Here is a 24,501-nt window from a genome sequence, read left to right as displayed (position 1 = left end):
GTGGTCCGGCCAAAGCCGGCGCATCGGCGGATTGTTGGCGATATGGAAACATTAACACGCGGCCGGAAACAATCCGGCCGCCCGCGTCCTACGCTCGACGGGGGCTATGCTCAGGTTGCCTCGGCGACCCGTTCCCGTCCATGCGGCGCTAGAAAATCGAGTTCGGGGCCGATGGGCACGATCCTGTGCGGATTGATGGTTTCGTGGCTGTAGTGGTAGTGGCGCGTGATGTGGTCCATCCGCACCGTCGCGGCGACGCCGGGCACCTGGTAGAGGTCGCGCGTGTAGGCCCAGAGGTTCGGGTAGTCGACGATGCGGCGGCGGTTGCATTTGAAGTGGCCGTGATAGACCGTGTCGAACCGCACGAGCGTGGTGAAGAGCCGCCAGTCGGCTTCGGTCAGACGGTCGCCCATCAGGTAGCGGCGCTCCGAAAGACGGTCCTCCAGCCAGTCGAGGGTTTCGAACAGCGACGTGACGGCTTCGTCATAGGGCGCCTGCCTCGTGGCGAAGCCCGCCTTGTAGACGCCGTTGTTCACGGTGTCGTAGACGCGCCGGTTGAGGGCTTCGATCGCGTCGCGAAGCTCCTCCGGCCAGAAGTCCAGCCGGTTCCCCGTGAGCCCGTCGAAGGCGGAGTTGAACATCCGGATGATCTCGGAGCTTTCGTTCGACACGATGGTGCCGCGCTTCCGGTCCCAGAGGACGGGCACGGTGACACGCCCTGAAACCGCCGGATCGGCGCTGGTGTAGATGTCACGGAGGAAGGGCAGGCCGTGCAGACGGTCACCCGTCGTGCCGGGGAAGGTGGTGGAGAAGGTCCAGCCGTCCCCCAGCATCTCGGGATGGACGACGGAGACGGGGATCAGCTCCTCCAGACCTTTCAGCGCGCGGAAGATCAGCGTGCGGTGCGCCCAGGGGCAGGCGTAGGACACATAGAGGTGATAGCGCCCCGCCTCGGCGGGGAAACCGCCTTCGCCTGTGGGGCCCGGCCTGCCGTCGTCCGTGATCCAGTTCCGGAAGCGCGCGGACGTTCTTTGAAACGCGCCGCCGGTCTTGTCGGTGTCATACCATTCCGTCGACCACATGCCGTTGAAGAGCTGGCCCATGCTGATCTCCTTTCAGGACTGCCAGCTAATTTCTGCTTCGTGGCGCGCCAACTGGCATTGCCGCGCAGGGCCTATGCGTCGGCGCACAGGCGGGTCGCCGCGCGCCGGCGTCAGACGGCCGGTTCCGCTAATTCCCGGCCTTGGCTTGATTTTCGTCGCCGACATGGCAGTCTATCCACAGGGACGGGAGGGTGAGTCATGTCTGAGTATCTGCCCAAGGAAGTACGGGCCGGGCTGGAGGAGGCCCGAAAGCGCGACCTGCGCCGCCGCTCGCGGCTGCGGGTTCTGGTGGGGGACGATGTCTATCCGATCTTGCGGTTCTGGGACGACGGCTTCACGCTCGATGCCGACCAGGTCGCGCATTTGAGGGGCCTCGTCGACATCTACGACGGGTCCCGCCACCTGTATCAAAGCCTGATCGTGGCCTCGGACGTCTCCGAGGGGGAGCTTGTCTGCGTCATGAAGCGGTCCACCGCGGCCCTCGACCGGGCTCCTCTGGACTTCGCGCGGGACGAGAATGCACCCATTGCTCTCATCGGGCGGGCCTGAGCTGGCGCTTGACCTCGTCTGAACGGCGCGGCAGGAGGCGGGGATGAGCGATGACTACACTCCGCCCGACGAACCCCTGCGCGTAATCCATGCCGATCACCAGATCCTCGTGGTGGACAAGCCTGCGGGGCTTCTTTCCGTACCCGGCAAGGGAGACCACCTGGCGGATTGCCTGATCGAACGAATCCGTGCGGCTTTTCCGGAGGTTCTTCTGGTGCACCGGCTCGACCGGGACACCTCGGGCGTGATGGTCTTCGCGCTCACCCCCCACGCCCAGCGTCATCTTGGACTCCAGTTCGAAAACCGCCAGGTGCGGAAGGTCTACGTGGCCCGTCTCTGGGGCCGACTCGAGGAAAAGGAAGGCCGGGTCGACCTGCCGCTCTGCGTGGACTGGCCGAACCGGCCGCGCCAGCACGTCGATTTCGAGAACGGCCGTCCCGCGCAGACAGACTGGCGCGTGGTGCGCTACGAGGACGGGACGACACGTGTGCGTCTCATGCCGCAGACCGGGCGCAGCCACCAGCTCAGGGTGCACATGAAGGAGATCGGTCACCCGATCCTCGGCGACCCGCTATATGCAGAGGGCCCTGCGCAGGATTTCCCGCGGCTGATGCTGCACGCCGAGAGTCTTCGGTTCCGGCACCCGGACGGCGGCAAGGGGATGACCTTTTCGGCCCCCTGCCCGTTCTGAGGACGATCCCGCCGGTCAGTCGAGTTCGCGGGCCTCGTCCACGAGCATGATCGGAATGCCGCCACGGATCGGAAAGGCGAGTTTCGCGGACCTGGAGACCAGCTCCTGCCGCTCCTGGTCGTAATGAAGCGCCGAGTGCGTTACCGGGCAGACCAGCGCCTCGAGCATCCGGCGGTCGAATTCTGGCGTTTCCGTCATTGCATCACCTCCTCGCCGCCCCCGCGCAGCGCGTATTCCATGAGCGTCACGAGGGTCTCGCGACGGGTAACGAGCGTCGGCGCTTCCAATAGCGCCTGCTTGTCCTCGGGCTCGAAGGGCAGAAGCATGGAGAGCGAGTTGATCAGCAACTCCTCTTCGGCCTCCTTGAGGCTTTGCCAGTCGCTGGAAAGCTCCCGTGCTTCGAAGAACCGGGCAAGCAGCGAAAGGAAACGTTCGCGGCAGAAGGCGCGATCCTCCTCGGCGGTTCGGGAAAGGTCGTGGGAGAACCCCTCCCAGCTGACTTCCGCGCGGCGATAGGGCGTGAAGCCATCGACTTCGCGGATCAGGCGGAAGCGGGAAATCCCGGTCAGCGTGATCATGTAACGGCCGTCCTCGGTTTCCGAGAACGCCGTGAGGCGCCCGGCGCAGCCGATCGAGGTAAGACGGTTGCCGCCCGGCCCCGCCAGGGGTTGGATCATCCCGATGACACGCTGTGGCGTCTTCATCGTGTCGTCGAGCATGGCGAGGTAGCGGGGTTCGAAAATATGCAGCGGCAACCGGGCCCGCGGCAATAGCAACGCGCCCGGCAAGGGAAAGATCGGGATGGTGTCGGGCAGGTCGGCAGCCTGGATCATGTAAACCAAACTAGCGCGCGCCCCGTGTCAGGCAAAGATCATCGACGAAAGCCGCCGGCGCCCCTTCAGGACAATCGGGTCCTGGGGCGGCAGGGCGTCGAAGATCGTGAAGAGCTGAGCCTTGGCCGCGCCGTCGTTCCATTCCCTGTTGCGGCGGAAGAGCTCCAGAAGCTCCTCGACCGCGGCTTCCGTCTTGCCGGCGGCATAGAGCGCCTGGGCGAGATCGAAGCGCGCCTGGTGATTGTCGGGCTCCTCCAGCACCTTCGCCAGCAGGTCCGCCACCGGGCCTGCATTCGCCGCCTGCTTGGCAAGCGCGATCTGCGCTCGGACGGCTTCGAGTTCCGGCGCCTTGGCGATCGCGGCGGGGGCGGAGTTCAGCATCGCCTCGGCCGAGTCGGTCTCGCCAAGCGCGATCCGCGCCCGGGCGAGGCCACCAAAGGCCGCGGCGCTCTCCGGCTCTTCCTCGAGGATCGCGGCGAAGGTTTCCGCGGCGTCCGCAGCCGCACCCTCGGCCAGCATCGTCTCGGCCGCCTCCAGCGCCTCGGAAAGCCCGCCGTCACCGGCAAGCGCGGCGACGCGGTCGACGAACTTCTTCACCTCGGAGCCGGGAAGCGCGCCTTGGAAACCGTCGACCGGCTGACCCTGCCAGAAGGCATAGACCGTCGGGATCGACTGAATCCTGAGCTGTCCCGCGATCATCTGGTTTTCGTCCACGTTGACCTTGGCCATGCGGACCTTGCCCTTCGCGGCCGTCACCTCCGCCTCGAGCGCCGGGCCGAGCGTGCGGCAGGGCCCGCACCAGGGCGCCCAGAAGTCCACGATCACCGGCACCTCGCGGCTGGCTTCCACGACCTGAGCCATGAAATCGGCCTCGGTCACGTCCATGATCAGATCGCCCGCCGCGGGGGCCGCATCCTGTTTCTGTCCGAGTTCGAGCATGATTGCCCCTTTCCTGAAGTCGTTGCCCTCTATATGAGCCCAGCCCGCCCGGACGCCAAGGGGCAAAGCCCACGCTCAGAGATCGAAGGTCGCGAAGACGGGGGCGTGGTCTGAAGGCTGTTCCCATCCGCGGGCGGCGCGGAGAACGCGACTCCCGTGCGCGGCGTTCGAGATGTCCGGGGTGGCCCAGATGTGATCGAGCCGGCGGCCCTTGTCGGCCGCGTCCCAGTCCTGAGCGCGGTAGGACCACCAGCTGTAGAGTTGCCCGTCAGGGATGTCCTGCCGCGTGATGTCGACCCAATTCCCCGCTTCCTGCGCGTCGGAGAGGTGTTCGACCTCGATCGGCGTGTGCGAGACGATCTTAAGAAGCTGCTTGTGGTTCCAGACGTCGTCCTCGCGCGGGGCGATGTTCAGGTCGCCGACGAGGATGGATTTCGCCGGACCATCCTCGCGCGCCCAGTCCCGCATCTCGGACACGAAGTCGAGCTTCTGGCCGAATTTCTCGTTCTCCTCGCGGTCGGGAATGTCACCGCCCGCAGGAACGTAGAAGTTGTGGATCGTCACGCCGTTCTCCAGACGCGCGGCGACGTGCCGGGCGTGGCCCAGCCCCGCGAAGTCGCGGTCGCCCGCGTCCACGATCGGCAGGCGCGACAGGATCGCGACGCCGTTGTAGCCCTTCTGGCCGCGCGCCACCATGAACCGGTAGCCGAGAGCGGAGAATCCCTCGGTCGGGATCTTCTCGACCGGGCTCTTGCATTCCTGAAGGCAGAGAACGTCCGGCGCCTCTTCCGCGAGAAGCCGCGCCACCAGTCCTTCGCGCAGCCGCACGGAGTTGATGTTCCAGGTCGCGATGGTGAACGGCATGCATCCTCTCCTTCCGGTCCGGCGGGACCATAACGGCGCGCGCGGCACTTCGCCAGCCCAAGGGATTGTGACTTGAGGACGGGCGTGCGCCATGCAAAACGGAAAAGGCCTTGAACCAAGGGAGACCGCCCATGCGAATTCTTGCCGCCATCGCCCTCAGCGCGCTCTTCGCGTTGCCCGCCGCCGCGCGTCCGCTGACGCCGGAGGAGGCAAAGGACATGGGCAAGGCCGTGGACATCCACCTGCGCTCCATCGGACGTGGCGAGGCCGAGCGCATCGCTTCCGCGATTCCGCCGCGCGTGCTGAACGTGTTCGCGGGCCAGGCCGGCATCGAGGCGAGCCAACTGATCCCGACGCTGGCAGAGCAGATGAACGAAGTGATGAAGAACGCCAAGTTCTCCGATTTCTACTCGGACAAGAGCGCGCTCGATGCCAAGGACGAGACGCTGGCCGACGGAACGGTCGTGACCTGGGTTCTCGTGCCGACCGCCTTCACGACCGAGACCGCGGACGGCAAGACGCGGAACGAACAGCCGCTCTTCGTCCTCCGCGAGGGTGACAAGTGGTACATGATGCGGATCGAGGGCGAGGCGCAGCGGCAGCTTGTCGGCTTCGCCTACCCGTTCCTGAACGAGGTGGAGATCCCGCCGTCGCGGGCCACACCGATCAACTGAGGTCCCTAAAAAAAGGGCCGGACGCGTGGCCCGGCCCAGTCCAACAGGGAGGATGCCACGTCATCACCCCGACGTGGCCAGGGGAACTCATACGCTACGCAACCAGTTTATACCCGCCGGATTCGGTCACAAGAAGGCGGGCATTTGACGGATCCGGTTCGATTTTCTGGCGAAGACGGTAGATGTGCGTCTCCAGCGTGTGGGTGGTGACACCCGCGTTGTAGCCCCAGACCTCGTGCAGAAGGACATCGCGCGGCACCACGCCCTCGGTCGCGCGGTAGAGGAACTTCAGGATGTTGGTCTCCTTCTCGGTAAGGCGGATCTTCCGGTCCTTCTCGTCGATCAACATTTTCATCGCCGGCTTGAACGTGTAGGGGCCAAGCTGGAAGACCGCGTCCTCGCTCTGCTCGTGCTGGCGCAGCTGCGCGCGGATCCGGGCGAGAAGCACCGGGAACTTGAACGGCTTCGTGACATAGTCGTTCGCGCCCGCATCCAGCCCGAGGATCGTGTCGGCATCCGTGTCGTGGCCCGTCAGCATCAGTATCGGGCATTTGACGCCCTGCTTGCGCATCCGGCGGCAAAGCTCGCGTCCGTCGGTGTCCGGCAGGCCCACGTCGAGGATGACGAGGTCGTAGAACGCCGCCTTGATCTTCTCGATCGCCTCGGCGCCGTTGGCGGCTTCGAAAACGTCGAAGTCTTCCGTCGAAACGAGTTGCTCGGCGAGCGCGTCGCGCAGGTCGTCATCGTCGTCGACCAGAAGTATTTTCTTCAGGTTGGCCATGTCCTTGCCCTCCATCTGCCTTTGTGGACAGATGAGCAGAGCTCACGGGGCCGGCAAGATTTGCAACAAAGCTTTCACGCGGACGTGTCGGTTGGCCGGGGATTGTTTCAATTTCTTTCGAGGGGTCTTAGATAGGGGGCAGCAAATTCAAGGTCCCCGATGCCTCTTGGCCCCTCCCCTGCCGAACGCCTGAATCGCGCCCGCGCCGATCTGCGCATGGGCGTGCCGGTCGTCCTTCGCTCGCAGGAGGGCGCGGCGCTCGTCGTGGCGGCGGAGGAGCTTGATGCGGACCGCCTGGGGCGGATGCGCGCGATGGGTCCCCTGACGCTCGCCCTGACCGCGCGGCGGGCCGAGACGCTGAAGGCGCGGGCTTATGACGACGATCTCGCGCGGGTGGTCGTGCCGGACGATGCGGGCCTCGCCTGGGTCCAGGCGATGGCCGATCCGGCGGACGACCTCACTTCGCCGATGAAGGGGCCTTTCGTGTCGCTGCGCGAAGGGCCGGCGGATCTGCACCGCGCCGCGATCGCCTTGGCGAAGTCAGCGCGACTGCTTCCCGCCGCGCTGCTCGTACCGGTGGCGGAGCCAGGAAAGCTGGCGGAGGCAGAGGGCCTGACGCTCCTCGACGTCGCCGAGGCGGAGGCCGGGGCTCTCGACGCGCCGGTGTTGCATCCGGTCGCGCATGCACGTGTGCCAATGGCGGCGGCGGAGGCGGGCCGGCTTCACATCTTCCGTCCCGAAGACGGCGGCGAGGAGCATTACGCGGTCGAGGTCGGGCGGCCCGACCGCGACAAGCCTGTGCTTGCGCGAATCCACTCGGCCTGCTTCACGGGCGATGTCCTGGGCAGCCTTAAGTGCGACTGCGGGGCGCAGCTGGCGGCCGCGCTGAAGCAGATGGCTGCGGAGGGTTCGGGAATCCTCCTGTACCTCAACCAGGAAGGTCGCGGGATCGGGCTTGCCAACAAGATGCGGGCCTATTCGCTGCAGGATCAGGGTTTCGACACGGTCGAGGCGAACCACAGGCTCGGGTTCGAGGATGACGAGCGCGATTTCCGAATCGGCGCCGCGATCCTGAAGAAGATGGGCTTCTCCTCGGTCCGGTTGCTGACGAACAACCCGCAGAAGATGGCGATGATGGAGGCGCAGGGCGTCAAGGTGGCGGAGAGGGTGCCGTTAAAGGTCGGCCGGACTAGGCACAACGAGGGCTACCTCGCCACGAAGGCGCGGAAATCGGGGCACTTGCTGTGACGCAGCACGATCTTGTCGTCACGCGCTGGGGCACCCGATTCCTCGGGCGGCAGTTCCCGTCCTCCATCGGCCGTGGCGGGATCACCCATGACAAGCGCGAGGGCGATGGGGCGACACCCATCGGCACGCACAGGATCGTCGGGATGCTCTATCGCCCTGACAGGATCGCGGCATCGGCGTTGCCGCGCTGGGCGGTGCCGATCGGGCCGCAGGACCTCTGGTGCGACGATCCGGGGCATAAAGCCTACAACCACATGGTCCGCGCGCCTTTCGCCCCTTCGCATGAACGGCTGTCGCGCGCCGACAGGCTCTACGATCTCGTCCTCATCACCGACTGGAACTGGCCCGAAGCTGTGCCGGGAAAGGGCTCGGCCATCTTCGTCCATAGCTGGCGCGCGCCGCGCTACCCGACGGCGGGTTGCGTCGCATACCGGAGGGATGACCTGATCTGGATCGCGAACCGCGTCCTGCCCGGCACGCGGCTGATCGTCCGCGGTCAGGCAGAGTAATCGCGCGCCCCGAAGATCGCGCTGCCGACCCGCACATGGGTCGCGCCGTGGGCGATGGCGGTTTCGAAATCGGCGCTCATGCCCATCGAAAGCCCCGTGAGCCCGTTCCTCTCGGCCATCCGGGCGAGCATGGCGAAGTGCGGCCCGGGATCCTCGGCCTCCGGTGGGATGCACATCAGCCCCCGGATCGGCAGCCCGAGGCCGCGGCAGTCCGCGACGAAGGCATCCGTATCGGCGGGAAGAATGCCGGCCTTCTGCGGCTCCTCCCCGGTATTCACCTGGATAAACAGCTCCGGGCACTCGCCCCGCGCCTCGGCGAGCCGCGCGAGCTTCTGCGCGAGGCTCGGCCGATCGACCGTGTGAATCGCGTCGAAAAGCTCGACCGCCGCCTTGGCCTTGTTGGTCTGAAGGGGGCCGATCATGTGAAGTTCCACCCCGGCGAACCGCTCCCGGAGCGACGGCCACTTGGCTGCGGCCTCCTGCACGTAGTTCTCGCCGAAGACGCGGTGCCCCTCTTCCAGCACGGTTACGACGCGATCGAGCGGCTGCACCTTCGACACCGCGATCAGCGTCACGGAACCCTCCGCGCGCCCCGCCCCGGCCTCCGCGGCCCTGATCCGCGTCACGATCTCCGCCAGTCCCATGTGCCGCCTCCCTTTCGGGTCAGGAAAACCACGCCGGGCCCAAAAAGAAAAGAGCGGGCGCAAGGCCCGCTCTTCCGTTTGTCTTGGTCCGTTCGGATCAGAACGTGAACGAGATGCCGAAGTCGGCGATCTCGTTGTCGTTGGTCTGGTCAGACACGTAGCCACCCTTCAGCGAGGCGCCGCCGCCGAGGTCATAGGACGCGCCGATGCCGTAGGCTTCGGTGCCGCCAAGCGGCGTGCCGTTCAGCTCGCTGTTGTCCTTGTAGTAGGCGGTCACCGTCAGAGCGTTGACGGCATAGTCAACCGACAGAGCGTACTGGTTGAACGTGCCAAGCGTGTCGACATCCACCTGCGTGGCGATTGCCTTGACAGTCGCGGGGCCGAAGTTGGCCGACGCGCCAAGCACGTAGTGGTCGATGTTCGCGCCGACGAGGTCCAGCTCTGCACGCTCGTAGCCCAGGGAGACGGTGAAGTTGCCCATGGCATAGGCACCAGCCAGCGAGTAGGCGTCCACGTCGCCCGTCGGGTTGGTCGCAGAAGCGTAGAACGACAGATCGCCCATGCTGTATTCGTACAGCGCCGAGGGCTCGCCGGTGAAGCCGGCGCCAGCCTGGAAGTCGGTACCGCCTTCGGCCATGTACTGAAGCTCGTTCAGGTCGGAGAGGCCCGTGAGGCCCACACCCGAAACGTCACCCGTGGCAGCCTTGGCCGCGCCGTCCACATCGCCCATGGAGAGCTTGCCGAAAGCTCCGGAGATGTAGACCGAGCCAGCAGCGCCGTTGGCGGCCGAAGCCGGGGAGCCGGTGGTGGTGTCGTAGTGGTCGACGCGAGCCGAACCACCGAACTGCAGGCCGCCGTCGGTTTCGCCCGACGCGGTGAACTTGATGCGGATGCGGCTGGTGAAGTTCCAGTCCGCGCCGTCGTAGATGACGCCCATGCGGCCGTCGCCGCCAACGGTCACTTCGGCCGCGGCGACGCCGGCGGTCAGGACCAGGGCGGTCGTGGCAAAGAGAGCTTTTTTCATTGGTCTGCCCGTCACTCGAAGATTTCAGGATATGTCGAGCGTTACAGGCCGGAACGCCTGGCGTGTAGAACTTTGCGGTAGCTCGGGTCGGAGTTCTTGCGATGAGATGCAGGAGGGCCACAGGTTCAACCGGCCGAAAAGGAAAAGAGCGGGCGCCAGGCCCGCTCTTCCCATTGTTCTGTCCGTTCGGATCAGAACGTGAAGGACACGCCGAAGTCGCCGATCGTGTCGGATGTGCCAGCCGGGTCGCTGTCGAAGTTGACCACGCCGCCTTTCAGCGAGGCACCGCCGCCGAGGTCATAGGACGCGCCGAGGCCGTACGCCTCGATCTGATTGCCCGTACCGGCGTCTTTCATCGTGTAGTAGCCCGTGACGGACAGGGCGCCAGTCGTGTAATCAGCCGAAACGCCATACTGATCGAGGTCGGGACCGATGGACGCATCCGCCACGCCATAGTTGGCCTTCAGCGTCACGCCACCGAAGGTCGCGGAACCGCCAGCAATGATGTGGTCAACGTTGCCAGAAGCGGTCGTGTCCAGACGCTCGTAGCCGAGGCCGAAGGAATAGTCGCCCATCCCGTAGGCGACACCGATCGAATAGCCTTGATCCGCGGCGCCGCTGCTCCAGGGCGACAGGTCAAAAGTGTTCCCGGTGCCGTCGGACATCGAGGCGTAGAACGACAGGTCGCCCATCGTGTATGCATAAAGGACGTGCGGATCGCCGCCCGACTCCATCGACGAGGTCACGTAGAGGGTCTCGTTGTAGTCGCCGAGGCCGGTGAGGCCGACGCCGGAAACGTCGCCGACAGCGCTTTCAGCGGCCGAATCGACGTCGCCCATCGTGATCTTGCCGAAAGCGCCGGAGATGTAGACCGAGCCGGCAGCGCCGTTGGCGGCCGATGCGGTGGAGCCGACGGTGGTGTCGTAGTGGTCGACGCGGGCCGAGCCACCGAACTGCAGGCCGCCGTCGGTTTCGCCCGACGCGGTGAACTTGATGCGGATCCGGCTGGTGAAGTTCCAGTCCGCGCCGTCGTAGATGACGCCCATGCGTCCGTCGCCGCCGACGGTCACTTCAGCCGCGGCGACGCCGGCGGTCAGGACCAGGGCGGTCGTGGCAAAGAGAACCTTTTTCATTTTGCTGCCCGTTGACTAGGGGTTTCAGGATGCGAGTGACGATACAGTCTGGGGCGCTGCCGGTGTAGAAATATGCTGCGGCATGGCCCGGAGTTTTCCCGCTGCGATGCAGGATGACCACAGTCGTGTCCGGAAAAAGAAAAGAGCGGGCTCGATGCCCGCTCTTTCCATTGTACTGGTCCGTTCGTATCAGAACGTGAAGGACACGCCGAAATCGCCGCGGGTTTCTTCCACTGCGATGCCCGGGTCGTCCACGCGGACAACGCCACCCTTGAGCGAGGCGCCGCCGCCGAGGTCGTAGGACGCGCCAACGCCGTAGAAGTCTGCGTCCAGTCCGGAGTATCCGTCGCCGCCGCGGAAGTTGGCGTAGTAGCCGGTCACGGTCGTCGCACCCATCGTGTAATCGACGGAGAGCGACAGCTGGTCCATGATTCCATCGAAGCCATCTTCGTCGTAGCGGGCGAAGCGAACCTTGCCCGTCACGTCGCCGAAGCTGGCGTCAGCGCCAATGATCCACTGCGACGCGGCGTTGCCCCAGGTGTCGCTGAAGTGCATCTTGCCGCTGCTGCCCCAGGAGGAGCCGGCCTGGCTGGTGCCCGAGTCGACGTATTCGTAGCCGGCGCCTACCATGAAGTTGCCGAAGGTGTAGTTGGCGCCGATGCCGTAGTCGCCCTGGCTGTTGGCCGAGAGGAACAGGCCGAAGTCGCCCATCGCGTAGCTGTAAAGCGCGTGCGGGTCTTCGTTGCCCGAGACATAGGCGATTTCGTTGTAGTCGCCGAGGCCGGTCAGGCCGACGCCGGACACATCACCGAGCGCGGCTTGCGGGGCCACGTCGACGTCACCCATCGAGAGCTTGCCGAAAGCGCCCGAGATGTAGACTTCACCGGCGGCGCCGTTGGTGGCGGAGCCCGTGGAGGCCGCAGTGGTGTCGTAGTGGTCGACGCGAGCCGAGCCGCCGAACTGCAGGCCGCCGTCGGTTTCGCCCGACGCGGTGAACTTGATGCGGATCCGGCTGGTGAAGTTCCAGTCGGAGCCGTCGTAGATGACGCCCATGCGGCCGTCGCCGCCAACGGTCACTTCGGCCGCGGCAACGCCGGCGGTCAGAACCAGGGCGGTGGTGGCAAAGAGAACTTTTTTCATTGGTCTGCCCGTCGCTCCAAAAATTCACGATAAATTAACTTTTGCAGCAAAAACCCATCTTTCGCAGCAAGAATCACTCGTCCTGGCCGGGGTTTTGGGTGTCCGATGCATGATCGACACAGTTTTCCGGGCCGAAAAAAGAAAAGAGCGGGCCTAAGCCCGCTCTTCCCCTTGTACTGGTCCGTTCGGATCAGAACGACAGCGAGATACCGAAGTCGGCAACCGTGTCCACGTCGTTGTCAACAACGCCGCCCTTGAGCGAAGCGCCGCCGCCGAGGTCGTAGGACGCGCCGATGCCGTAGTAGTCGTTGTCCGCCGTCGGAGCGGTGTTGTCCACGTGACGGTAGAAGCCGGTCACGGTCAGAGCGCCGGTCGTGTAGTCGGCCGAAACGCCGTACTGGTCGAAGTCGGCGCCAACGGCGTCGAGATCGGCGGTGCCGTAGACGGCTTTCAGGCTGACAGCGCCGAAGGAAGCCGAGCCGGAGGCGACGATGTGCTCGCCAACGCCGTCAACGGTTTCGTAGCCGAGGCCGAAGCCGTAGTCGCCCATCGAGTAGCCGACGCCGACCGAGTAAGCTTCGTTCGGGGTGCCGTCCATCATCGAGACGTAGAACGACAGGTCGCCCATCGAGTAGGCGTACAGAGCGCCCGGATCGCCGCCCGACTCGAGGCCCGACGAGAGGTAGGCGGTTTCGTTCAGGTCGCCGAGGCCGGTGAGGCCAACGCCCGACAGGTCGCCGACAGCGTTTTCAGCGGCCGAGTCGATGTCGCCCATCGTGATCTTGCCGAAGGCGCCCGAGATGTAGACCGAGCCAGCAGCGCCGTTGGCGGCCGAAGCCGTGGAGCCGGTGGTCGTGTCGTAGTGGTCGACGCGAGCCGAACCACCGAACTGCAGGCCGCCGTCGGTTTCGCCCGACGCGGTGAACTTGATGCGGATCCGGCTGGTGAAGTTCCAGTCAGAGCCGTCGTACACGACGCCCATACGGCCGTCACCGCCGACGGTCACTTCAGCCGCGGCGACGCCGGCGGTCAGGACCAGGGCGGTCGTGGCAAAGAGAACCTTTTTCATTTCGTTTTCCCTCGTTGTCTCAAAGGTCGCCCAACTCAGGGGAATCCGAATTGGGTATGGGCTCTATTTCTCGACTCGCCGCAGGCAATGCAATCGCAAGGCTTTGAGAATCGGGAATTGACGCCCGGCGTGGTGCAGAGTTGCCACAGTGGCGGAATGCCGCCGCCCGGAAGGCGCTGGCGGGACAGGCGCCGGATTCAAGGTAACAGCCCGTAGCGGGGAAAAACCTTGTCGCCTTACGGCCCTTCCGCTAGAGAACGGAAAAGGGCAACGAGGGCAGTATTTATGACCTTCCAACGCACGGCGCGCATGATCCTTCTAGGCGGCCTCGTGGCGGCGCTGTCGGCTTGCGGCGGCGGCAACCTCTTCACCCGCCAGACCAGCGACAATCGGGCCGTGCCGAAAGAGCGGGTGGAAACCTCCGCCTCCGAGCGCACCGATTCGACGATCTGGGACATCTTCGGCAACAAGGATGACCCGAACGTCACCGTAGAGGTGAACAAGTATATCTGGCAGGCCTCGCTCGAGGTGCTGAACTTCCTGCCGATCGAATCGGTCGACCCCTTCACCGGTGTGATCGTGACGGGCTACGGCACGCCGCCGGGCGGCGGACGGGCCTACCGGGCGACCGTCTATGTGCAGGACCCGGCGCTCGACGCGCGGTCGCTGAAGGTTGCGCTGGTGTCGCGCTCCGGTCCGGTTTCGGCCGATACGGTCCGCGCGGTCGAGGACGCGATCCTTACCCGCGCGCGGCAGCTTCGGGTCCGCGACAAGGGACTTTAAGCGGAAGCTCCGCCCCCGGGGCCACTGGATTCCGCCGCGAGCACAAGTATAAACGCCGGGCCTGAAGCCCGGCGTTTTGCATGAGAAGGACAAGGGATGTCGCGCTACGACCCTGCAGTAAGCGAACCGAAATGGCAGCAAGCCTGGGACGAGGCTGGCGTCTTCCTTGCCCGGCGCGATGCGGCGAAGCCGAAATACTACGTGCTGGAGATGTTCCCCTATCCCTCGGGGCGCATCCACATGGGCCACGTGCGCAACTACACGATGGGCGACGTGATCGCCCGCTACAAGTCGTCCTGCGGCCATTCGGTGCTGCACCCGATGGGGTGGGATGCCTTCGGCATGCCCGCCGAGAACGCCGCGATGGAGCGTGGCGGCCACCCGAAGGACTGGACCTACAACAACATCGCCGACATGCGGGCGCAGATGAAGCCCCTCGGCCTTTCCATCGACTGGTCGCGGGAATTCGCGACCTGCGACCCGGAATATTACGGCCAGCAGCAGGCGATGTTCCTTGACTTCCTCGAAAAGGGCCTCGTCTACCGCAAGGCCGCGGTCGTGAACTGGGACCCGGTGGACATGACAGTTCTCGCCAACGAGCAGGTCATCGACGGCAAGGGCTGGCGCTCCGGCGCGCCGGTTGAGCGGCGCGAGCTCACGCAGTGGTTCTTCCGCATCTCGGACTTCGCGGGCGAGCTTCTTTCAGCGCTCGACACGCTGGAGAAGTGGCCGGAGAAGGTGCGCCTCATGCAGGCCAACTGGATCGGCAAGTCGCGCGGTCTTGAATTCGGCTTCTCTACCATCGGCGCCCCCGATGGGTTCGAGCGGATCGAGGTCTACACGACGCGGCCCGACACGCTGCTGGGCGCTTCGTTCTGTGCGATCTCGCCCGATCACCCGCTGGCCAAGCAGCTTGAACGCCACGATTCGAAGATCGCCGAGTTCGTCGCCGAATGCCGGCGCGTGGGAACCTCCGAGGAGGCGCTGGAAAAGGCCGAGAAGAAGGGCATGGACACGGGCATCCGCGTCCGCCATCCCTTTGACACCTCTTGGGAACTTCCGGTCTACATCGCGAACTTCATCCTGATGGACTACGGCACGGGCGCGATCTTCGGCTGTCCGGCGCATGACCAGCGCGACCTCGACTTCGCGCGCAAGTACGACTTGCCGGTGATCGACACCTTCGTCGCCCTCGAAGGCGGCGAGCCGGTCGGGAACGAGGCCTTCGTGCCGCCGAAGACCGAAAAGGTGAAGTGGCTGAAGAACTTCGCCTGGGACCCGGTGGCAACCGGCGAGGAAGCCGTCGCGGCCGCCATCGCCTTCTGCGAGGACAAGGGCGTGGGCCGGGGCGTGACCAACTACCGCCTGCGCGACTGGGGTCTTTCGCGCCAGCGCTACTGGGGCTGCCCGATCCCGGTCGTGCACTGCGCCTCCTGCGGTGTCGTGCCGGAGCGCAAGGAAAACCTGCCCGTCCGTCTTCCCGACGACGTCAGCTTCGACAAGCCGGGCAACCCGCTCGACCGGCATCCGACATGGCGCGACGTGCCCTGTCCGGATTGCGGCCAGCCCGCGAAGCGCGAGACGGACACGATGGACACCTTCGTGGACAGCTCCTGGTACTACGCCCGCTTCACGGCGCCGCACGCGACTACCCCCACCGCGCCGGAGGACGTCGACTACTGGATGAATGTCGACCAGTACATCGGGGGCATCGAGCACGCGATCCTGCACCTTCTCTATTCGCGATTCTTCGCGCGGGCGATGCACCTGACCGGCCACCTGCCTGAAAAGGCCGTGGAGCCGTTCAACGCGCTCTTCACGCAAGGGATGGTCACGCACGAGATCTACATGACCCGCGACGCGGCGGGCCGCCCCGTCTACCACCTCCCCGAGGAGGTCGAGGAGGGCAAGCTCAAGGCTACCGGCGCGCCGGTCGAGATCATTCCTTCGGCCAAGATGTCGAAGTCGAAGAAGAACGTCGTGGACCCGGTGAACATCATCCGCGACTTCGGCGCGGACACGGCGCGCTGGTTCATCCTGTCCGACTCGCCGCCCGAGCGTGACGTGGAATGGACCTCGGCAGGGGCCGAGGCGGCTTTCCGGCACCTTTCGCGGGTATGGCGCCTGGCCGACGAAATCGCTCGCAACGATGGCGGCGAAGCCGCGGGCGGCGAGGACGAGGCGCTTCTGCGCGCGATGCACCGGGCGATCGCCGACGTGACGCAGGGAATCGAGGGCTTCGCCTTCAATACCTCGGTCGCGAAGCTCTACGCGTTCACCAACACGCTGGCGAAATCCAAGGCCGGCGTGGCGGCGAAGCGCGAGGCGATGCGTGCGATGGCGCAGCTCATGTCCCCGATGACGCCGCACCTCGCGGAAGAAGTCTGGGCGATGCTCGGCGGCGAGGGGCTCGTGGCCGTGGCGCCCTGGCCCAAGGCGGATCCGGCGATGCTGGTAGAGGATTCGGTCACGCTGCCGATCCAGATCAACGGCAAGAAACGGTCGGAAATCACGGTGCCCAAGGAGATGGTCGCCGAGGAGGTTGAAAAGCTCGCGCTTGCCGACGAAGCTGTGGCGAAGGCGCTTGCGGGCGCCCAACCCAGGAAGGTGATCGTCGTGCCGGGCCGCATCGTCAATGTCGTCGTCTGACCGCCGCAAGGTTATCGCCCTTCTCGCGGCGCTGCCGCTGGCGGCCTGCGGCTTCGCGCCGGCCTATGGGCCGGGCGGGGCGGCTTCGGCGCTTTTCGGCCGCGTCGCCTTCGATGTGCCCGAGGACAAGGCGGGCTTCGATCTTGTCGGGCGCCTCGAGGAACGGCTGGGGCGGACCGCCGATGGCGAGTTCCGCCTGTCCTACCGGATCGAGACGAAGGAAACCGGACTGGCGATCACGCCCGAGGCTGCGGTCACACGCTACAACGTCACGGGCTCCGTCGCGTTCACGCTGACCGACAGCATGGGCGCGACGCGGGCCGAGGGCCAGGTTTCCACCTTCACCTCCTATTCGGCGTCGGGAACGACCGTTTCCACCGCCACCGCGCGTGAGGATGCCTATCGTCGCCTAATGGTCATCCTGGCCGACCAGATCGTCACGCGTCTCATTCCCGTCGGGGCGGGCGGATGAAGCTATCGGGCGCAGCCGCGGTCCGTTATTTCTCCCGGCCGGAACCTGATCGCGCGGGGCTTCTGATATTCGGCGCCGACGCGATGCGCGTGGCGCTGCGGCGGCAGGAGGTGATCGCCGCGCTGATCGGGCCCGAGGGCGAGGCCGAGATGCGGTTGACCCGAATCCCGGCCTCCGATCTCCGCAAGGACGCGGCGCTCCTTTCGGACGCCGTCAGGGCGCAGGGCTTCTTCCCCGGCCCGCGAGTCGCCTTCGTCGAGGATGCCACCGACACGCTGGCCCCCACCATCGCCGCGGCCTTGGCCGACTGGCGCGAGGGCGATGCGCAGATCGTCGTGACGTCAGGTTCCCTCACCGCGAAATCCGCTCTGAGGAAGGCGTTCGAGGAACATGCAAACGCCTATGCGGTCGGTATCTACGACGATCCGCCGAGCCGAGAGGAGATCGAGGCGACGCTTGCAAAGGCCGGTCTCAGGGAAATCGGCGGCGATGCGATGACGGATCTCCTGGCACTGGCGCGCAGCCTCGATCCCGGCGACTTCCGCCAGACGGTCGAGAAGATCGCGCTCTACAAGCATGGCGATTCGGCACGGCTTGCATCCGCGGACGTGGCAGCCTGCGCGCCCGCCACTGTGGAGGCGGAGGTGGACGACGTCCTTCACCTCGTCGCTGAACAGCGGGCCTCCGAAGTGGGGGCGATGCTCAGGCGGCTGGAGGGGCAGGGCGTCAATCCCGTGACGCTCTGCATCGGTGCGATGCGGCATTTCCGGGCGCTTCACGCCGCGGCGTCCGATCCCGGGGGCGCGGCGGCCGGCATTGCCCGGATGCGCCCGCCGATCTTCGGCCCGCGGCGGGACAGGATGCTCAAGCAGGCGCAGGGCTGGGGCGTCCCGAGGCTCGAACAGGCGATCGCGCTTCTGGTGGAGACGGACCTGACGCTGCGGTCGTCTTCCCGCGCGCCGGCGATGGCGGTGATGGAACGCGCGCTGATCCGCCTCTCCATGGCCGGGCGGCGCTGAACGGCCCGATCGGGAGCCTCTTGCAGCCCGGACGCGGCCCGCGCATCCTGTCTCCGGGAGCTTTGGGGAGGCCCGTGATGTACACCGTGATCGGAACCGTGAAGAGCCGCGCGGCGCGGGTGCTCTGGATGCTGGAGGAACTCGGGCAGCCCTACGAACACATCCCGGCCCAGCCGCAGTCCGAGGGCGTCGTGCAGTTCAACCCCGCGGGCAAGGTTCCGGTGCTCATCGAGGACGGGACGCCGATCACCGATTCGACAGCGATCATCCAGTACCTGGCCGACAAGCACGGAAAACTCACCTACCGGGCCGGCACGCTCGACCGTGCGCGCCAGGACAGCCTGACCCAGTTTCTCCTCGACGAATTCGACGCTGCGCTGTGGATGGCGGCGCGGCATTCCTTCGTCCTGCCGGAAGAACTCAGGCACGCCGCGATCAAGAACACGCTGCGCTGGGAATTCGAGCGGAGCCAGAGGACGCTCGTGCACAGGATGGGCGAGGGGCCGTTCGTCATGGGCGACACCATGACCGTGCCCGACATCATTCTCACCCACTGCGGCAACTGGGCGCTGGCGGCCAAGTTCCCGATCGTGGAGCATCGGCTTTCCGACTACCTCCAGCGGATGCGGGAACGCCCCGCCTTCAAGCGCGCAATGGCGCTCTGAGCCGCGCAACTCCCGGAAGAAATCCGTCCTTTCTCTCTGTTCTCCTGATCGTGGCGCGGCCGCTCCGGTCGCGCCGTGTCCGGCGCTGCGGGATTTTACCGTGGACGCCGGAGAAAATCGTTGACTCAGGGGAAATTGGTTATTTACGTTTACCAGAGCCGGGGGCATGTTGGGAGGCGTGCAAGCAGGCAATCAGGCAATTATTTCTTGGCCAAGCTGCGCTAAGGCCCCGGATCACTGCTTCGGGGTAAGGTCCTTGCGTGGGTTCCGGTGAGGTTTTCTGACCGGAACCGCCTTGGTCCGACGGGTGGTCTGCGCGACACGCAGGCGGCCATCCCCAAAACGCGTCGAATCACGTACAACCAAGGGAGGAATTTTGATGAGATATCTGCTTTCTTCTATCGCCGCGCTGGCGCTTTCTACGGGCTTGGCGCAGGCGCAGGCGCAAACCGACGTGCCTGACAACCTGGAAAAGCTTTCGGCCTTCCAGACCACGGGGGTTACCGACTTCACCTTTGTCGAGCAGGGCGGCGACTATGCCGAGGGGATCAAGAAGAACCTCGAGCGGATCAAGATGCCGCCGGGCTTCAAGATCGAACTCTACGCCGTCGTGCCGGATGCGCGCCACATGGCCGTCGGCCCGCAGGGCATCGTCACCTTCGTCGGCACGCGCAAGGACAAGGTCTGGTCCGTGACCGACCGCAACAAGGACCGCGTCGCGGACGAGGTGAAGGACTTCGCACCGTCGCTGCGCTTCTCGATCCCGAACGGGCCGTGCTTCTCCAAGGATGGCTTCCTCTACATCGCCGAACAGAACCGGGTTCTCCTGTTCCCGGCGGCGGAGTTCTTCTACGAAAGCCCTGACGTCGCGGCCTTCAACCTCGTCAAGCAGGGCGACCTGATCCCGCCGGAAGAAGAAAGCTTCAACCACACCGCGCGGGTCTGCAAGATCGGGCCGGACGGCAAGATCTACATCTCGCTCGGCCAGCCGTTCAACGTGGCGCCGCCCGAGAAGCTCGACCTCTACAGCAAGGTCGGTATCGGCGGCATGATCCGGATGAACCTCGATGGAACGGGGCGCGAGGTCTACACCTACGGCATCCGCAACTCGGTCGGGCACGATTTCCACCCGGTCACAGGCGAACTGTGGTTCACGGACAACCAGGTCGACGGCATGGGTGACGACATCCCGCCGGGCGAACTCAACCGCCAGACGGCGATGGGCCAGAACTTCGGTCATCCGTGGTACGGCGGCGGTGACGTTCGCACGAACGAATATGCGGGCCAGGAAGTGCCGGTCGACGTCGTGATGCCTGCGGTGGAGATGGTGGCCCATGCCGCGGACCTCGGCATGACCTTCTACACCGGCAACATGTTCCCGGAGAAGTACAAGAACGCCATCTTCTCGGCGCAGCACGGGTCCTGGAACCGCACGACGCCGGTCGGCGCGCGGGTGATGGTCACCTTCATCGACGATGAGGGCAACGCTACCTCCGAGCCGTTCGCCGAAGGCTGGATCGACGAGAACGGCGAATATCTCGGCCGCCCGGTCGACGTCGCGCAGCTGCGTGACGGGTCGATCCTCGTCTCCGACGACCTCGCCGGGGCGCTCTACCGGATCTCGTACGAGGGCAATTGATGCGTCTTGCATTGATCCTTGGTCTGGGCGGGGTTCTCCTCGCCCAGGCCGGCTTGGCCGAAGAACTTCCGGGCGATCCGGAGGCCGGGCGCAAGAAGGCCGGCCAGTGCCGCACCTGCCACGGCCTCAACGGCTTCGCGCAGATCCCGATCGCGCCGCATATCGGGGGCGAGAATCCGCTCTACATCGTTCACCAGCTCACTGCTTTCCGCGATGGCACGCGTGAGCATGAGATGATGTCGGTCGTGGCGAAGGCGCTCGACGATCAGTCGATCGCCGATCTGGCCGCCTGGTTTTCGTCGCAGAGCGTGACGGCCACGCTGCCCGCCGGGGCGACCGAGGACATGGCCCCGGAGGCCTGTGTCGGGTGCCACGGGGCGGACGGCATCGCGCTGATCGAGGACGCGCCCAACCTCGCCGGCGAGAACGTCGTCTACATTGAAACGCAGCTGAAGGCCTTTCGCACCGGGAAGCGCGTGAACGACACAATGACCGGCATCGCGGCGGAGCTTTCGGATGCCGACATGAACGCGGCGGCGGACTGGTACGCGGCGATAAAGCTGGACATTCCTCCGGTCAAGTAGCCGGCTGCGGGGCTTTGAGCTCCCCTCACCGCAGAACGACTCCCGCGCGCTTTTCAAGGCGCGCGGGTTCTTTTTAGTCAGTCTTCCTGGCCTTCCGAAGCGCCTGCAAGAGAAGCCGCTGCGGCGCGCCCGGCCCAGCGTCCCGTGGCAAGGCATGCGGTCAGCAGGTAGCCCCCCGTCGGCGCCTCCCAGTCGAGCATCTCGCCGCAGGCGAAGACGCCGGGCAGCGCCTTGAGCTCCAGCTCATCGGACAGGCTTTCCCGCGTAACGCCGCCAGCCGTCGAGATCGCCTCGTCCATCGGGCGCGGACCCGCGTGGCGGACGGGCAGCGCCTTCAGAAGCCGCGCCAGCGCGGGGCCCGAGGGCAACGGGCGCCCGAATTCCTGCAGAAGCGCGATCTTGACCGGATCGAGCTTCAGCGTTTTCCGAAGCCAGTTCGCGACCGTCTCCTTGCCCCTTGGACGAGAGAGGCGCCCCGTCGCCTCGGCGAGGCTGCGGTCGGGCAGGAGGTCGAGCGCGAGCGGCGCGCCGTCCCGGACCGCGGCGGACACGGCATAGATCCCGCCGCCCTCGATCCCCCGCGCGGAAATCACGAACTCCCCCCTCTCGCGCCGGTTCCCGGCGATCAGCGCGACGCCTTTGACCGGCTGGCCGAAGTGTTTCTCCATCTGCGGGGACCAGTCGACCCGGAAGCCAACGTTCGCGGGCCGGAACGGTGCTATCTCCACACCCTTTCCGGCCAGCCGCGGCACCCAGGCCGCGTCCGATCCGAGCCGCGCCCAGCTTGCGCCACCAAGCGCGAGGATGGTGACCGAGGGGCGCTCCACGACGCGCCCTTCGGGTGTTTCAAAGACGAGGCCCCCGTCGTCGAACCCGGTCCAGCGCCAGCGCGTGCGAAGTGCCACACCCGCCGCCGCAAGGCGGGTGAGCCAGGCGCGGAGGAGGGGCGAGGCCTTCATCGACACCGGGAAGACGCGCCCCGAGGAGCCGGTGAAGACCTCCTCGCCAAGCCCGCGCGCCCAGTCCATGACCTCGGCCGGCCCGAATTCGGCAAGTATCGGCTTCAGCCAGCCCGCGTCGTAATGCGCGGCGAAAGCCTCTGATGGCTCGTCCTTGGTCAGGTTCAGGCCCGACTTCCCGGCCATGAGGAACTTCCGGGCGGGCGTCGGCTTCGCCTCGGCCACGACGACCCGTTGCCCGGCGCGTGCCAAGACCTCGGCGGCCATCAGCCCCGCGGGCCCCGCGCCGATCACCAAGGCTTCCGTCACGCGCGCCCCCTTGCCTTCCGCCGTCCGGGCGCCATCCTCGTCTCTGGCCCGGACCAAGACAAGGGGCGACCGTACGCATGGATGACGAAGATCCGATCTGCCCGCTCTGCGGCCGGCCGATCCCGCCGGACGTCCCGCAGAGCCTCCATCACCTCGTCCCGAAGCTCAGGGGCGGCAAGGGCGGCGCGACGGTTCTCCTGCACCAGATCTGCCACAACGAGATCCACGCTACGCTGAGCGAAAGCGAGATCGCGCGCGGCTTTTCCACGGTTGAGGCCCTGCGCGACCATCCGAGGCTCGCGAAATTCATCGGCTGGGTCGCGAAACGGCCGCCGGACTTCCGGTCCCGCACGCCCGGCGGGCGCCGCCGGAAAGGAGCGCGAGGCCCCGCTTGACGGCACCTTCCCGTAAGGCTCAACTGGCGCACCGATCCTCCGTGAGACGATGATGAAGGTGGACTACCCTACCCTCGCCGCCACGATCGCGAGCCTGACCGAAGGCGAGACCGACGAGGTCGCGCTTATGGCGACCGTCGCGTGCGAGGTGCACCATTCCGACGACCGCTTCGACTGGACGGGGTTCTACCGGGTCGTCGGCCCCGAACTTCTCAAGATCGGGCCCTACCAGGGCGGGCATGGCTGTCTCGTGATCCCGTTCTCGCGCGGCGTCTGCGGTGCGGCGGCCCGCACGGGGGAGGTTCAGCTCGTTCCCGATGTGGAGGCGTTTCCCGGGCATATCGCCTGCTCTTCCTCCACGCGGTCCGAGATCGTTCTTCCGGTGTTCGGAAAGGGCGGGCGGCTTATCGGTGTCTTCGACATAGACAGCGATCTTCCCGCCGCCTTCACGGAGGAGGACAGCGACGGATTGTCCACGATCCTGGACTCCGTCTTCGGCGGCCTCTGACGGTCACTTGCCTGAGAAGCCGATCAAATCGTCAGCACACGCCGCGCTTGCGAAGTCGCGCGAATCATGCCAGCGTGAAAAAAACCGCTAAAATTTCACGTGACGCCAGTGCCGCACAGAGACACCAACCGGCCCAAAAGCCTCGGCTCCGACCTGCGGACGCTCAGGAAGGCGCGCGGGCTGACGCTTGCGGCAATGGCCGACCGGCTTGGGCGGTCGGTTGGCTGGTTGTCCCAAGTGGAACGCGACCTATCCGTGCCGGGAATCGCTGATCTCCGTCAGATCGCTTCAATCCTCGAGGTCCCCCTGTCGCTGTTCTTCGGCCGCGCGGCGGTCGTGGACGGAGAGGACGGGATCGTCGTTCGCGCCGGCGCGCGCCGCCCGATCGGTTCGGCCGAGGCGGGGCTGGTGGAGGAGCTGCTCTCCCCCGACCTGACCGACGCTTTCGAGGTCGTCCATTCCACTTTCAGGCCAGGTGCCTCGCTGTCCCGAGGGGTTGCGCGGCCAACGCAGGAAGTGGGCTACCTGGTTTCCGGCCGGCTCGAGATCACGATCGGGGGCCGTTCCTTCATCGTCGGGCCGGGAGATTCCTTCCGCATTCGGGGCGAGCCCTATTCCTGGGCCAATCCTTATGAAGAACCAGCGGTCGTGATCTGGGTGATCGCGCCCCCGGTCTATTGAGGCGGCCTGGAATGTGGAACGTTTTCCTGACCTTCCCACCCGAGAGCGTGATCGCCTTCGCGCTGTCGGGCATCGTCCTCAATCTCGCGCCGGGGCCTGACGTGTTCTTCGCGACGGCCTCGGGGTTGCAGGGCGGGCCGCGTGCGGGGGCGGCGGCGGGCATCGGCGTCGGGCTCGGCGTGACGTTTCACGTGGGCCTCGCGGCACTGGGCCTCTCGGCGCTGATCGCGGCGAACCCGGGCGCGCTTCACGCGATCAAGTGGGCCGGGTCGGCATACCTTCTGTTCCTCGCCTGGAAATCCTGGACCGCGCCAGCGGCTTCGTCCGGGAAGCGTGGCGCGACCCACCCCCGGCGGGCCTTCGCGCGCGGCATCCTCAGCAACGTCCTCAACCCCAAGCCGGTTCTTTTCCTGATCGCCTTCCTGCCGCAGTTCACGAACCCGGCCATCGGCCCCCTCTGGCAGCAGATCCTGGTTCTGGGCGCCATCTTCGCCGCGACAGGCGCGATCATAACCGCAGGCTACGGGGTGCTGGCAGGCGTTCTCGGCAGCGCCCTCGCCGCCCGGCTTTCCATCCTCAACCGCGTCGCCGCCGTTGTCTTCGGCGGCCTCGCACTGAAACTCGCAACGGAGTGAGA

At 66.0% G+C, this 24,501-nt stretch carries 28 protein-coding genes; 16 read left to right on the top strand and 12 right to left on the bottom strand.

All coding sequences use genetic code 11. The features are described from left to right. Positions 1-110: 110 nt before the first annotated feature. A complete protein-coding gene (locus ABCN56_RS07590; protein WP_343080204.1) occupies positions 111-1,103 on the bottom strand; it encodes a glutathione S-transferase family protein in 993 nt (330 codons plus the stop codon). A gap of 198 nt (positions 1,104-1,301) precedes the next feature. Here ABCN56_RS07590 and ABCN56_RS07585 point away from each other — a divergent pair, with 198 nt between their 5' ends. After that, entirely contained in the window at positions 1,302-1,652 is a 351-nt protein-coding gene (locus ABCN56_RS07585; protein WP_343080203.1) for a hypothetical protein, read from the top strand. A 43-nt stretch (positions 1,653-1,695) separates the two neighbouring features. Beyond that, positions 1,696-2,343, top strand: a complete 648-nt coding sequence (locus tag ABCN56_RS07580) for an RluA family pseudouridine synthase (protein ID WP_343080202.1) — start codon at positions 1,696-1,698, stop codon at positions 2,341-2,343. Between the two features lie 15 nt (positions 2,344-2,358). Here ABCN56_RS07580 and ABCN56_RS07575 read toward each other — a convergent pair whose 3' ends face one another. The 4 genes from ABCN56_RS07575 to ABCN56_RS07560 all read right to left on the bottom strand — a co-directional run bounded on the left by ABCN56_RS07575 (position 2,359) and on the right by ABCN56_RS07560 (position 4,979). Further along, complete coding sequence (locus ABCN56_RS07575) at positions 2,359-2,541, bottom strand: Trm112 family protein (RefSeq protein ID WP_343080201.1); 183 nt, start codon at positions 2,539-2,541, stop codon at positions 2,359-2,361. Next, on the bottom strand, positions 2,538-3,176 hold the full coding sequence (locus tag ABCN56_RS07570) for an LON peptidase substrate-binding domain-containing protein (RefSeq protein WP_343080200.1): 639 nt from the start codon (positions 3,174-3,176) through the stop codon (positions 2,538-2,540). Before ABCN56_RS07570 ends, ABCN56_RS07575 begins: the two co-directional genes overlap by 4 nt. Positions 3,177-3,203: 27 nt before the next feature. After that, positions 3,204-4,115 carry a tetratricopeptide repeat protein gene (locus ABCN56_RS07565; protein WP_343080199.1) on the bottom strand — a complete coding sequence of 304 codons (912 nt, stop codon included), beginning with the start codon at positions 4,113-4,115 and terminating at the stop codon, positions 3,204-3,206. Positions 4,116-4,190: 75 nt separating this feature from the next. After that, positions 4,191-4,979, bottom strand: coding sequence for an exodeoxyribonuclease III (locus tag ABCN56_RS07560; RefSeq protein ID WP_343080198.1), 789 nt, complete (start codon positions 4,977-4,979; stop codon positions 4,191-4,193). Positions 4,980-5,110: 131 nt separating this feature from the next. Here ABCN56_RS07560 and ABCN56_RS07555 point away from each other — a divergent pair, with 131 nt between their 5' ends. Continuing rightward, entirely contained in the window at positions 5,111-5,653 is a 543-nt protein-coding gene (locus ABCN56_RS07555) for a hypothetical protein (protein ID WP_343080197.1), read from the top strand. Between the two features lie 94 nt (positions 5,654-5,747). Here ABCN56_RS07555 and ABCN56_RS07550 read toward each other — a convergent pair whose 3' ends face one another. Beyond that, complete coding sequence (locus tag ABCN56_RS07550) at positions 5,748-6,434, bottom strand: response regulator transcription factor (RefSeq protein ID WP_343080196.1); 687 nt, start codon at positions 6,432-6,434, stop codon at positions 5,748-5,750. Between the two features lie 159 nt (positions 6,435-6,593). On the opposite strand from ABCN56_RS07550, the gene ribA reads away from it, so the two are divergent. Next, positions 6,594-7,682, top strand: a complete 1,089-nt coding sequence (ribA, locus tag ABCN56_RS07545; RefSeq protein WP_343080195.1) for a GTP cyclohydrolase II — start codon at positions 6,594-6,596, stop codon at positions 7,680-7,682. Next, entirely contained in the window at positions 7,679-8,191 is a 513-nt protein-coding gene (locus tag ABCN56_RS07540) for a L,D-transpeptidase family protein (protein ID WP_343080194.1), read from the top strand. Before ribA ends, ABCN56_RS07540 begins: the two co-directional genes overlap by 4 nt. Here ABCN56_RS07540 and ABCN56_RS07535 read toward each other — a convergent pair. The 5 genes from ABCN56_RS07535 to ABCN56_RS07515 all read right to left on the bottom strand — a co-directional run bounded on the left by ABCN56_RS07535 (position 8,179) and on the right by ABCN56_RS07515 (position 13,201). Then, complete coding sequence (locus tag ABCN56_RS07535) at positions 8,179-8,835, bottom strand: YggS family pyridoxal phosphate-dependent enzyme (RefSeq protein ID WP_343080193.1); 657 nt, start codon at positions 8,833-8,835, stop codon at positions 8,179-8,181. The two genes, ABCN56_RS07540 and ABCN56_RS07535, sit on opposite strands and share 13 nt — an antisense overlap. Positions 8,836-8,932: 97 nt before the next feature. Then, complete coding sequence (locus tag ABCN56_RS07530) at positions 8,933-9,859, bottom strand: porin (protein WP_343080192.1); 927 nt, start codon at positions 9,857-9,859, stop codon at positions 8,933-8,935. A gap of 191 nt (positions 9,860-10,050) precedes the next feature. Then, complete coding sequence (locus ABCN56_RS07525) at positions 10,051-10,992, bottom strand: porin (RefSeq protein WP_343080191.1); 942 nt, start codon at positions 10,990-10,992, stop codon at positions 10,051-10,053. 189 nt (positions 10,993-11,181) lie between these two features. Next, entirely contained in the window at positions 11,182-12,132 is a 951-nt protein-coding gene (locus ABCN56_RS07520) for a porin (protein WP_343080190.1), read from the bottom strand. 190 nt (positions 12,133-12,322) lie between these two features. Beyond that, on the bottom strand, positions 12,323-13,201 hold the full coding sequence (locus ABCN56_RS07515) for a porin (protein WP_343080189.1): 879 nt from the start codon (positions 13,199-13,201) through the stop codon (positions 12,323-12,325). Between the two features lie 285 nt (positions 13,202-13,486). On the opposite strand from ABCN56_RS07515, the gene ABCN56_RS07510 reads away from it, so the two are divergent. The 7 genes from ABCN56_RS07510 to ABCN56_RS07480 all read left to right on the top strand — a co-directional run bounded on the left by ABCN56_RS07510 (position 13,487) and on the right by ABCN56_RS07480 (position 21,012). Next, on the top strand, positions 13,487-13,984 hold the full coding sequence (locus ABCN56_RS07510) for a DUF3576 domain-containing protein (RefSeq protein WP_343080188.1): 498 nt from the start codon (positions 13,487-13,489) through the stop codon (positions 13,982-13,984). A 96-nt stretch (positions 13,985-14,080) separates the two neighbouring features. Further along, positions 14,081-16,633, top strand: coding sequence for a leucine--tRNA ligase (gene leuS / locus ABCN56_RS07505; protein WP_343080187.1), 2,553 nt, complete (start codon positions 14,081-14,083; stop codon positions 16,631-16,633). After that, complete coding sequence (gene lptE / locus ABCN56_RS07500; RefSeq protein ID WP_343080186.1) at positions 16,620-17,105, top strand: LPS assembly lipoprotein LptE; 486 nt, start codon at positions 16,620-16,622, stop codon at positions 17,103-17,105. The genes leuS and lptE overlap by 14 nt, the downstream gene beginning before the upstream one ends. Further along, positions 17,102-18,124 carry a DNA polymerase III subunit delta gene (gene holA, locus ABCN56_RS07495; RefSeq protein WP_343080185.1) on the top strand — a complete coding sequence of 341 codons (1,023 nt, stop codon included), beginning with the start codon at positions 17,102-17,104 and terminating at the stop codon, positions 18,122-18,124. Before lptE ends, holA begins: the two co-directional genes overlap by 4 nt. 77 nt (positions 18,125-18,201) lie before the next feature. Then, entirely contained in the window at positions 18,202-18,789 is a 588-nt protein-coding gene (locus tag ABCN56_RS07490) for a glutathione S-transferase family protein (RefSeq protein ID WP_343080184.1), read from the top strand. Between the two features lie 379 nt (positions 18,790-19,168). Continuing rightward, positions 19,169-20,428 (top strand): PQQ-dependent sugar dehydrogenase, encoded by a 1,260-nt coding sequence (locus ABCN56_RS07485; protein WP_343080183.1) that lies wholly within the window; start codon positions 19,169-19,171, stop codon positions 20,426-20,428. Next, positions 20,428-21,012, top strand: a complete 585-nt coding sequence (locus tag ABCN56_RS07480; RefSeq protein WP_343080182.1) for a c-type cytochrome — start codon at positions 20,428-20,430, stop codon at positions 21,010-21,012. The genes ABCN56_RS07485 and ABCN56_RS07480 overlap by 1 nt, the downstream gene beginning before the upstream one ends. Before the next feature lie 77 nt (positions 21,013-21,089). On the opposite strand, the gene ABCN56_RS07475 is transcribed toward ABCN56_RS07480, so the two are convergent. Beyond that, a complete protein-coding gene (locus ABCN56_RS07475) occupies positions 21,090-22,280 on the bottom strand; it encodes a TIGR03862 family flavoprotein (protein ID WP_343080181.1) in 1,191 nt (396 codons plus the stop codon). Positions 22,281-22,357: 77 nt separating this feature from the next. Here ABCN56_RS07475 and ABCN56_RS07470 point away from each other — a divergent pair, with 77 nt between their 5' ends. From ABCN56_RS07470 to ABCN56_RS07455, 4 genes are all read left to right on the top strand, one after another. Beyond that, positions 22,358-22,675, top strand: a complete 318-nt coding sequence (locus tag ABCN56_RS07470; RefSeq protein WP_343080180.1) for an HNH endonuclease — start codon at positions 22,358-22,360, stop codon at positions 22,673-22,675. 52 nt (positions 22,676-22,727) lie between these two features. Further along, complete coding sequence (locus tag ABCN56_RS07465; RefSeq protein WP_343080179.1) at positions 22,728-23,183, top strand: GAF domain-containing protein; 456 nt, start codon at positions 22,728-22,730, stop codon at positions 23,181-23,183. Positions 23,184-23,291: 108 nt separating this feature from the next. Then, positions 23,292-23,864, top strand: coding sequence for a helix-turn-helix domain-containing protein (locus ABCN56_RS07460; protein WP_343080178.1), 573 nt, complete (start codon positions 23,292-23,294; stop codon positions 23,862-23,864). An 11-nt stretch (positions 23,865-23,875) separates the two neighbouring features. Then, positions 23,876-24,499, top strand: coding sequence for a LysE family translocator (locus ABCN56_RS07455; protein ID WP_343080177.1), 624 nt, complete (start codon positions 23,876-23,878; stop codon positions 24,497-24,499). Positions 24,500-24,501: the final 2 nt, after the last annotated feature.

It is taken from the genome of Ostreiculturibacter nitratireducens (assembly GCF_032670585.1).
Taxonomy (GTDB): domain Bacteria; phylum Pseudomonadota; class Alphaproteobacteria; order Rhodobacterales; family Rhodobacteraceae; genus Ostreiculturibacter; species Ostreiculturibacter nitratireducens.
The sequence above is the reverse complement of the archived record's forward strand: the minus strand, read 5'-3'. Positions and strand labels throughout refer to the sequence as shown.

Coding starts and splice junctions, on each gene's coding strand:
- ABCN56_RS07565 (WP_343080199.1), bottom strand. CDS start 4,115: ATGCTCGAACTCGGACAGAAACAGGATGCGGCCCCCGCGGCGGGCGAT.
- ABCN56_RS07530 (WP_343080192.1), bottom strand. CDS start 9,859: ATGAAAAAAGCTCTCTTTGCCACGACCGCCCTGGTCCTGACCGCCGGC.
- ABCN56_RS07490 (WP_343080184.1), top strand. CDS start 18,202: ATGTACACCGTGATCGGAACCGTGAAGAGCCGCGCGGCGCGGGTGCTC.
- ABCN56_RS07465 (WP_343080179.1), top strand. CDS start 22,728: ATGAAGGTGGACTACCCTACCCTCGCCGCCACGATCGCGAGCCTGACC.
- ABCN56_RS07470 (WP_343080180.1), top strand. CDS start 22,358: ATGGATGACGAAGATCCGATCTGCCCGCTCTGCGGCCGGCCGATCCCG.
- ABCN56_RS07560 (WP_343080198.1), bottom strand. CDS start 4,979: ATGCCGTTCACCATCGCGACCTGGAACATCAACTCCGTGCGGCTGCGC.
- ABCN56_RS07575 (WP_343080201.1), bottom strand. CDS start 2,541: ATGACGGAAACGCCAGAATTCGACCGCCGGATGCTCGAGGCGCTGGTC.
- ABCN56_RS07510 (WP_343080188.1), top strand. CDS start 13,487: ATGACCTTCCAACGCACGGCGCGCATGATCCTTCTAGGCGGCCTCGTG.
- ABCN56_RS07585 (WP_343080203.1), top strand. CDS start 1,302: ATGTCTGAGTATCTGCCCAAGGAAGTACGGGCCGGGCTGGAGGAGGCC.
- ABCN56_RS07520 (WP_343080190.1), bottom strand. CDS start 12,132: ATGAAAAAAGTTCTCTTTGCCACCACCGCCCTGGTTCTGACCGCCGGC.
- ABCN56_RS07570 (WP_343080200.1), bottom strand. CDS start 3,176: ATGATCCAGGCTGCCGACCTGCCCGACACCATCCCGATCTTTCCCTTG.
- lptE (WP_343080186.1), top strand. CDS start 16,620: ATGTCGTCGTCTGACCGCCGCAAGGTTATCGCCCTTCTCGCGGCGCTG.
- ribA (WP_343080195.1), top strand. CDS start 6,594: ATGCCTCTTGGCCCCTCCCCTGCCGAACGCCTGAATCGCGCCCGCGCC.
- leuS (WP_343080187.1), top strand. CDS start 14,081: ATGTCGCGCTACGACCCTGCAGTAAGCGAACCGAAATGGCAGCAAGCC.
- ABCN56_RS07580 (WP_343080202.1), top strand. CDS start 1,696: ATGAGCGATGACTACACTCCGCCCGACGAACCCCTGCGCGTAATCCAT.
- ABCN56_RS07485 (WP_343080183.1), top strand. CDS start 19,169: ATGAGATATCTGCTTTCTTCTATCGCCGCGCTGGCGCTTTCTACGGGC.
- ABCN56_RS07525 (WP_343080191.1), bottom strand. CDS start 10,992: ATGAAAAAGGTTCTCTTTGCCACGACCGCCCTGGTCCTGACCGCCGGC.
- ABCN56_RS07590 (WP_343080204.1), bottom strand. CDS start 1,103: ATGGGCCAGCTCTTCAACGGCATGTGGTCGACGGAATGGTATGACACC.
- ABCN56_RS07555 (WP_343080197.1), top strand. CDS start 5,111: ATGCGAATTCTTGCCGCCATCGCCCTCAGCGCGCTCTTCGCGTTGCCC.
- ABCN56_RS07455 (WP_343080177.1), top strand. CDS start 23,876: ATGTGGAACGTTTTCCTGACCTTCCCACCCGAGAGCGTGATCGCCTTC.
- holA (WP_343080185.1), top strand. CDS start 17,102: ATGAAGCTATCGGGCGCAGCCGCGGTCCGTTATTTCTCCCGGCCGGAA.
- ABCN56_RS07480 (WP_343080182.1), top strand. CDS start 20,428: ATGCGTCTTGCATTGATCCTTGGTCTGGGCGGGGTTCTCCTCGCCCAG.
- ABCN56_RS07515 (WP_343080189.1), bottom strand. CDS start 13,201: ATGAAAAAGGTTCTCTTTGCCACGACCGCCCTGGTCCTGACCGCCGGC.
- ABCN56_RS07535 (WP_343080193.1), bottom strand. CDS start 8,835: ATGGGACTGGCGGAGATCGTGACGCGGATCAGGGCCGCGGAGGCCGGG.
- ABCN56_RS07550 (WP_343080196.1), bottom strand. CDS start 6,434: ATGGCCAACCTGAAGAAAATACTTCTGGTCGACGACGATGACGACCTG.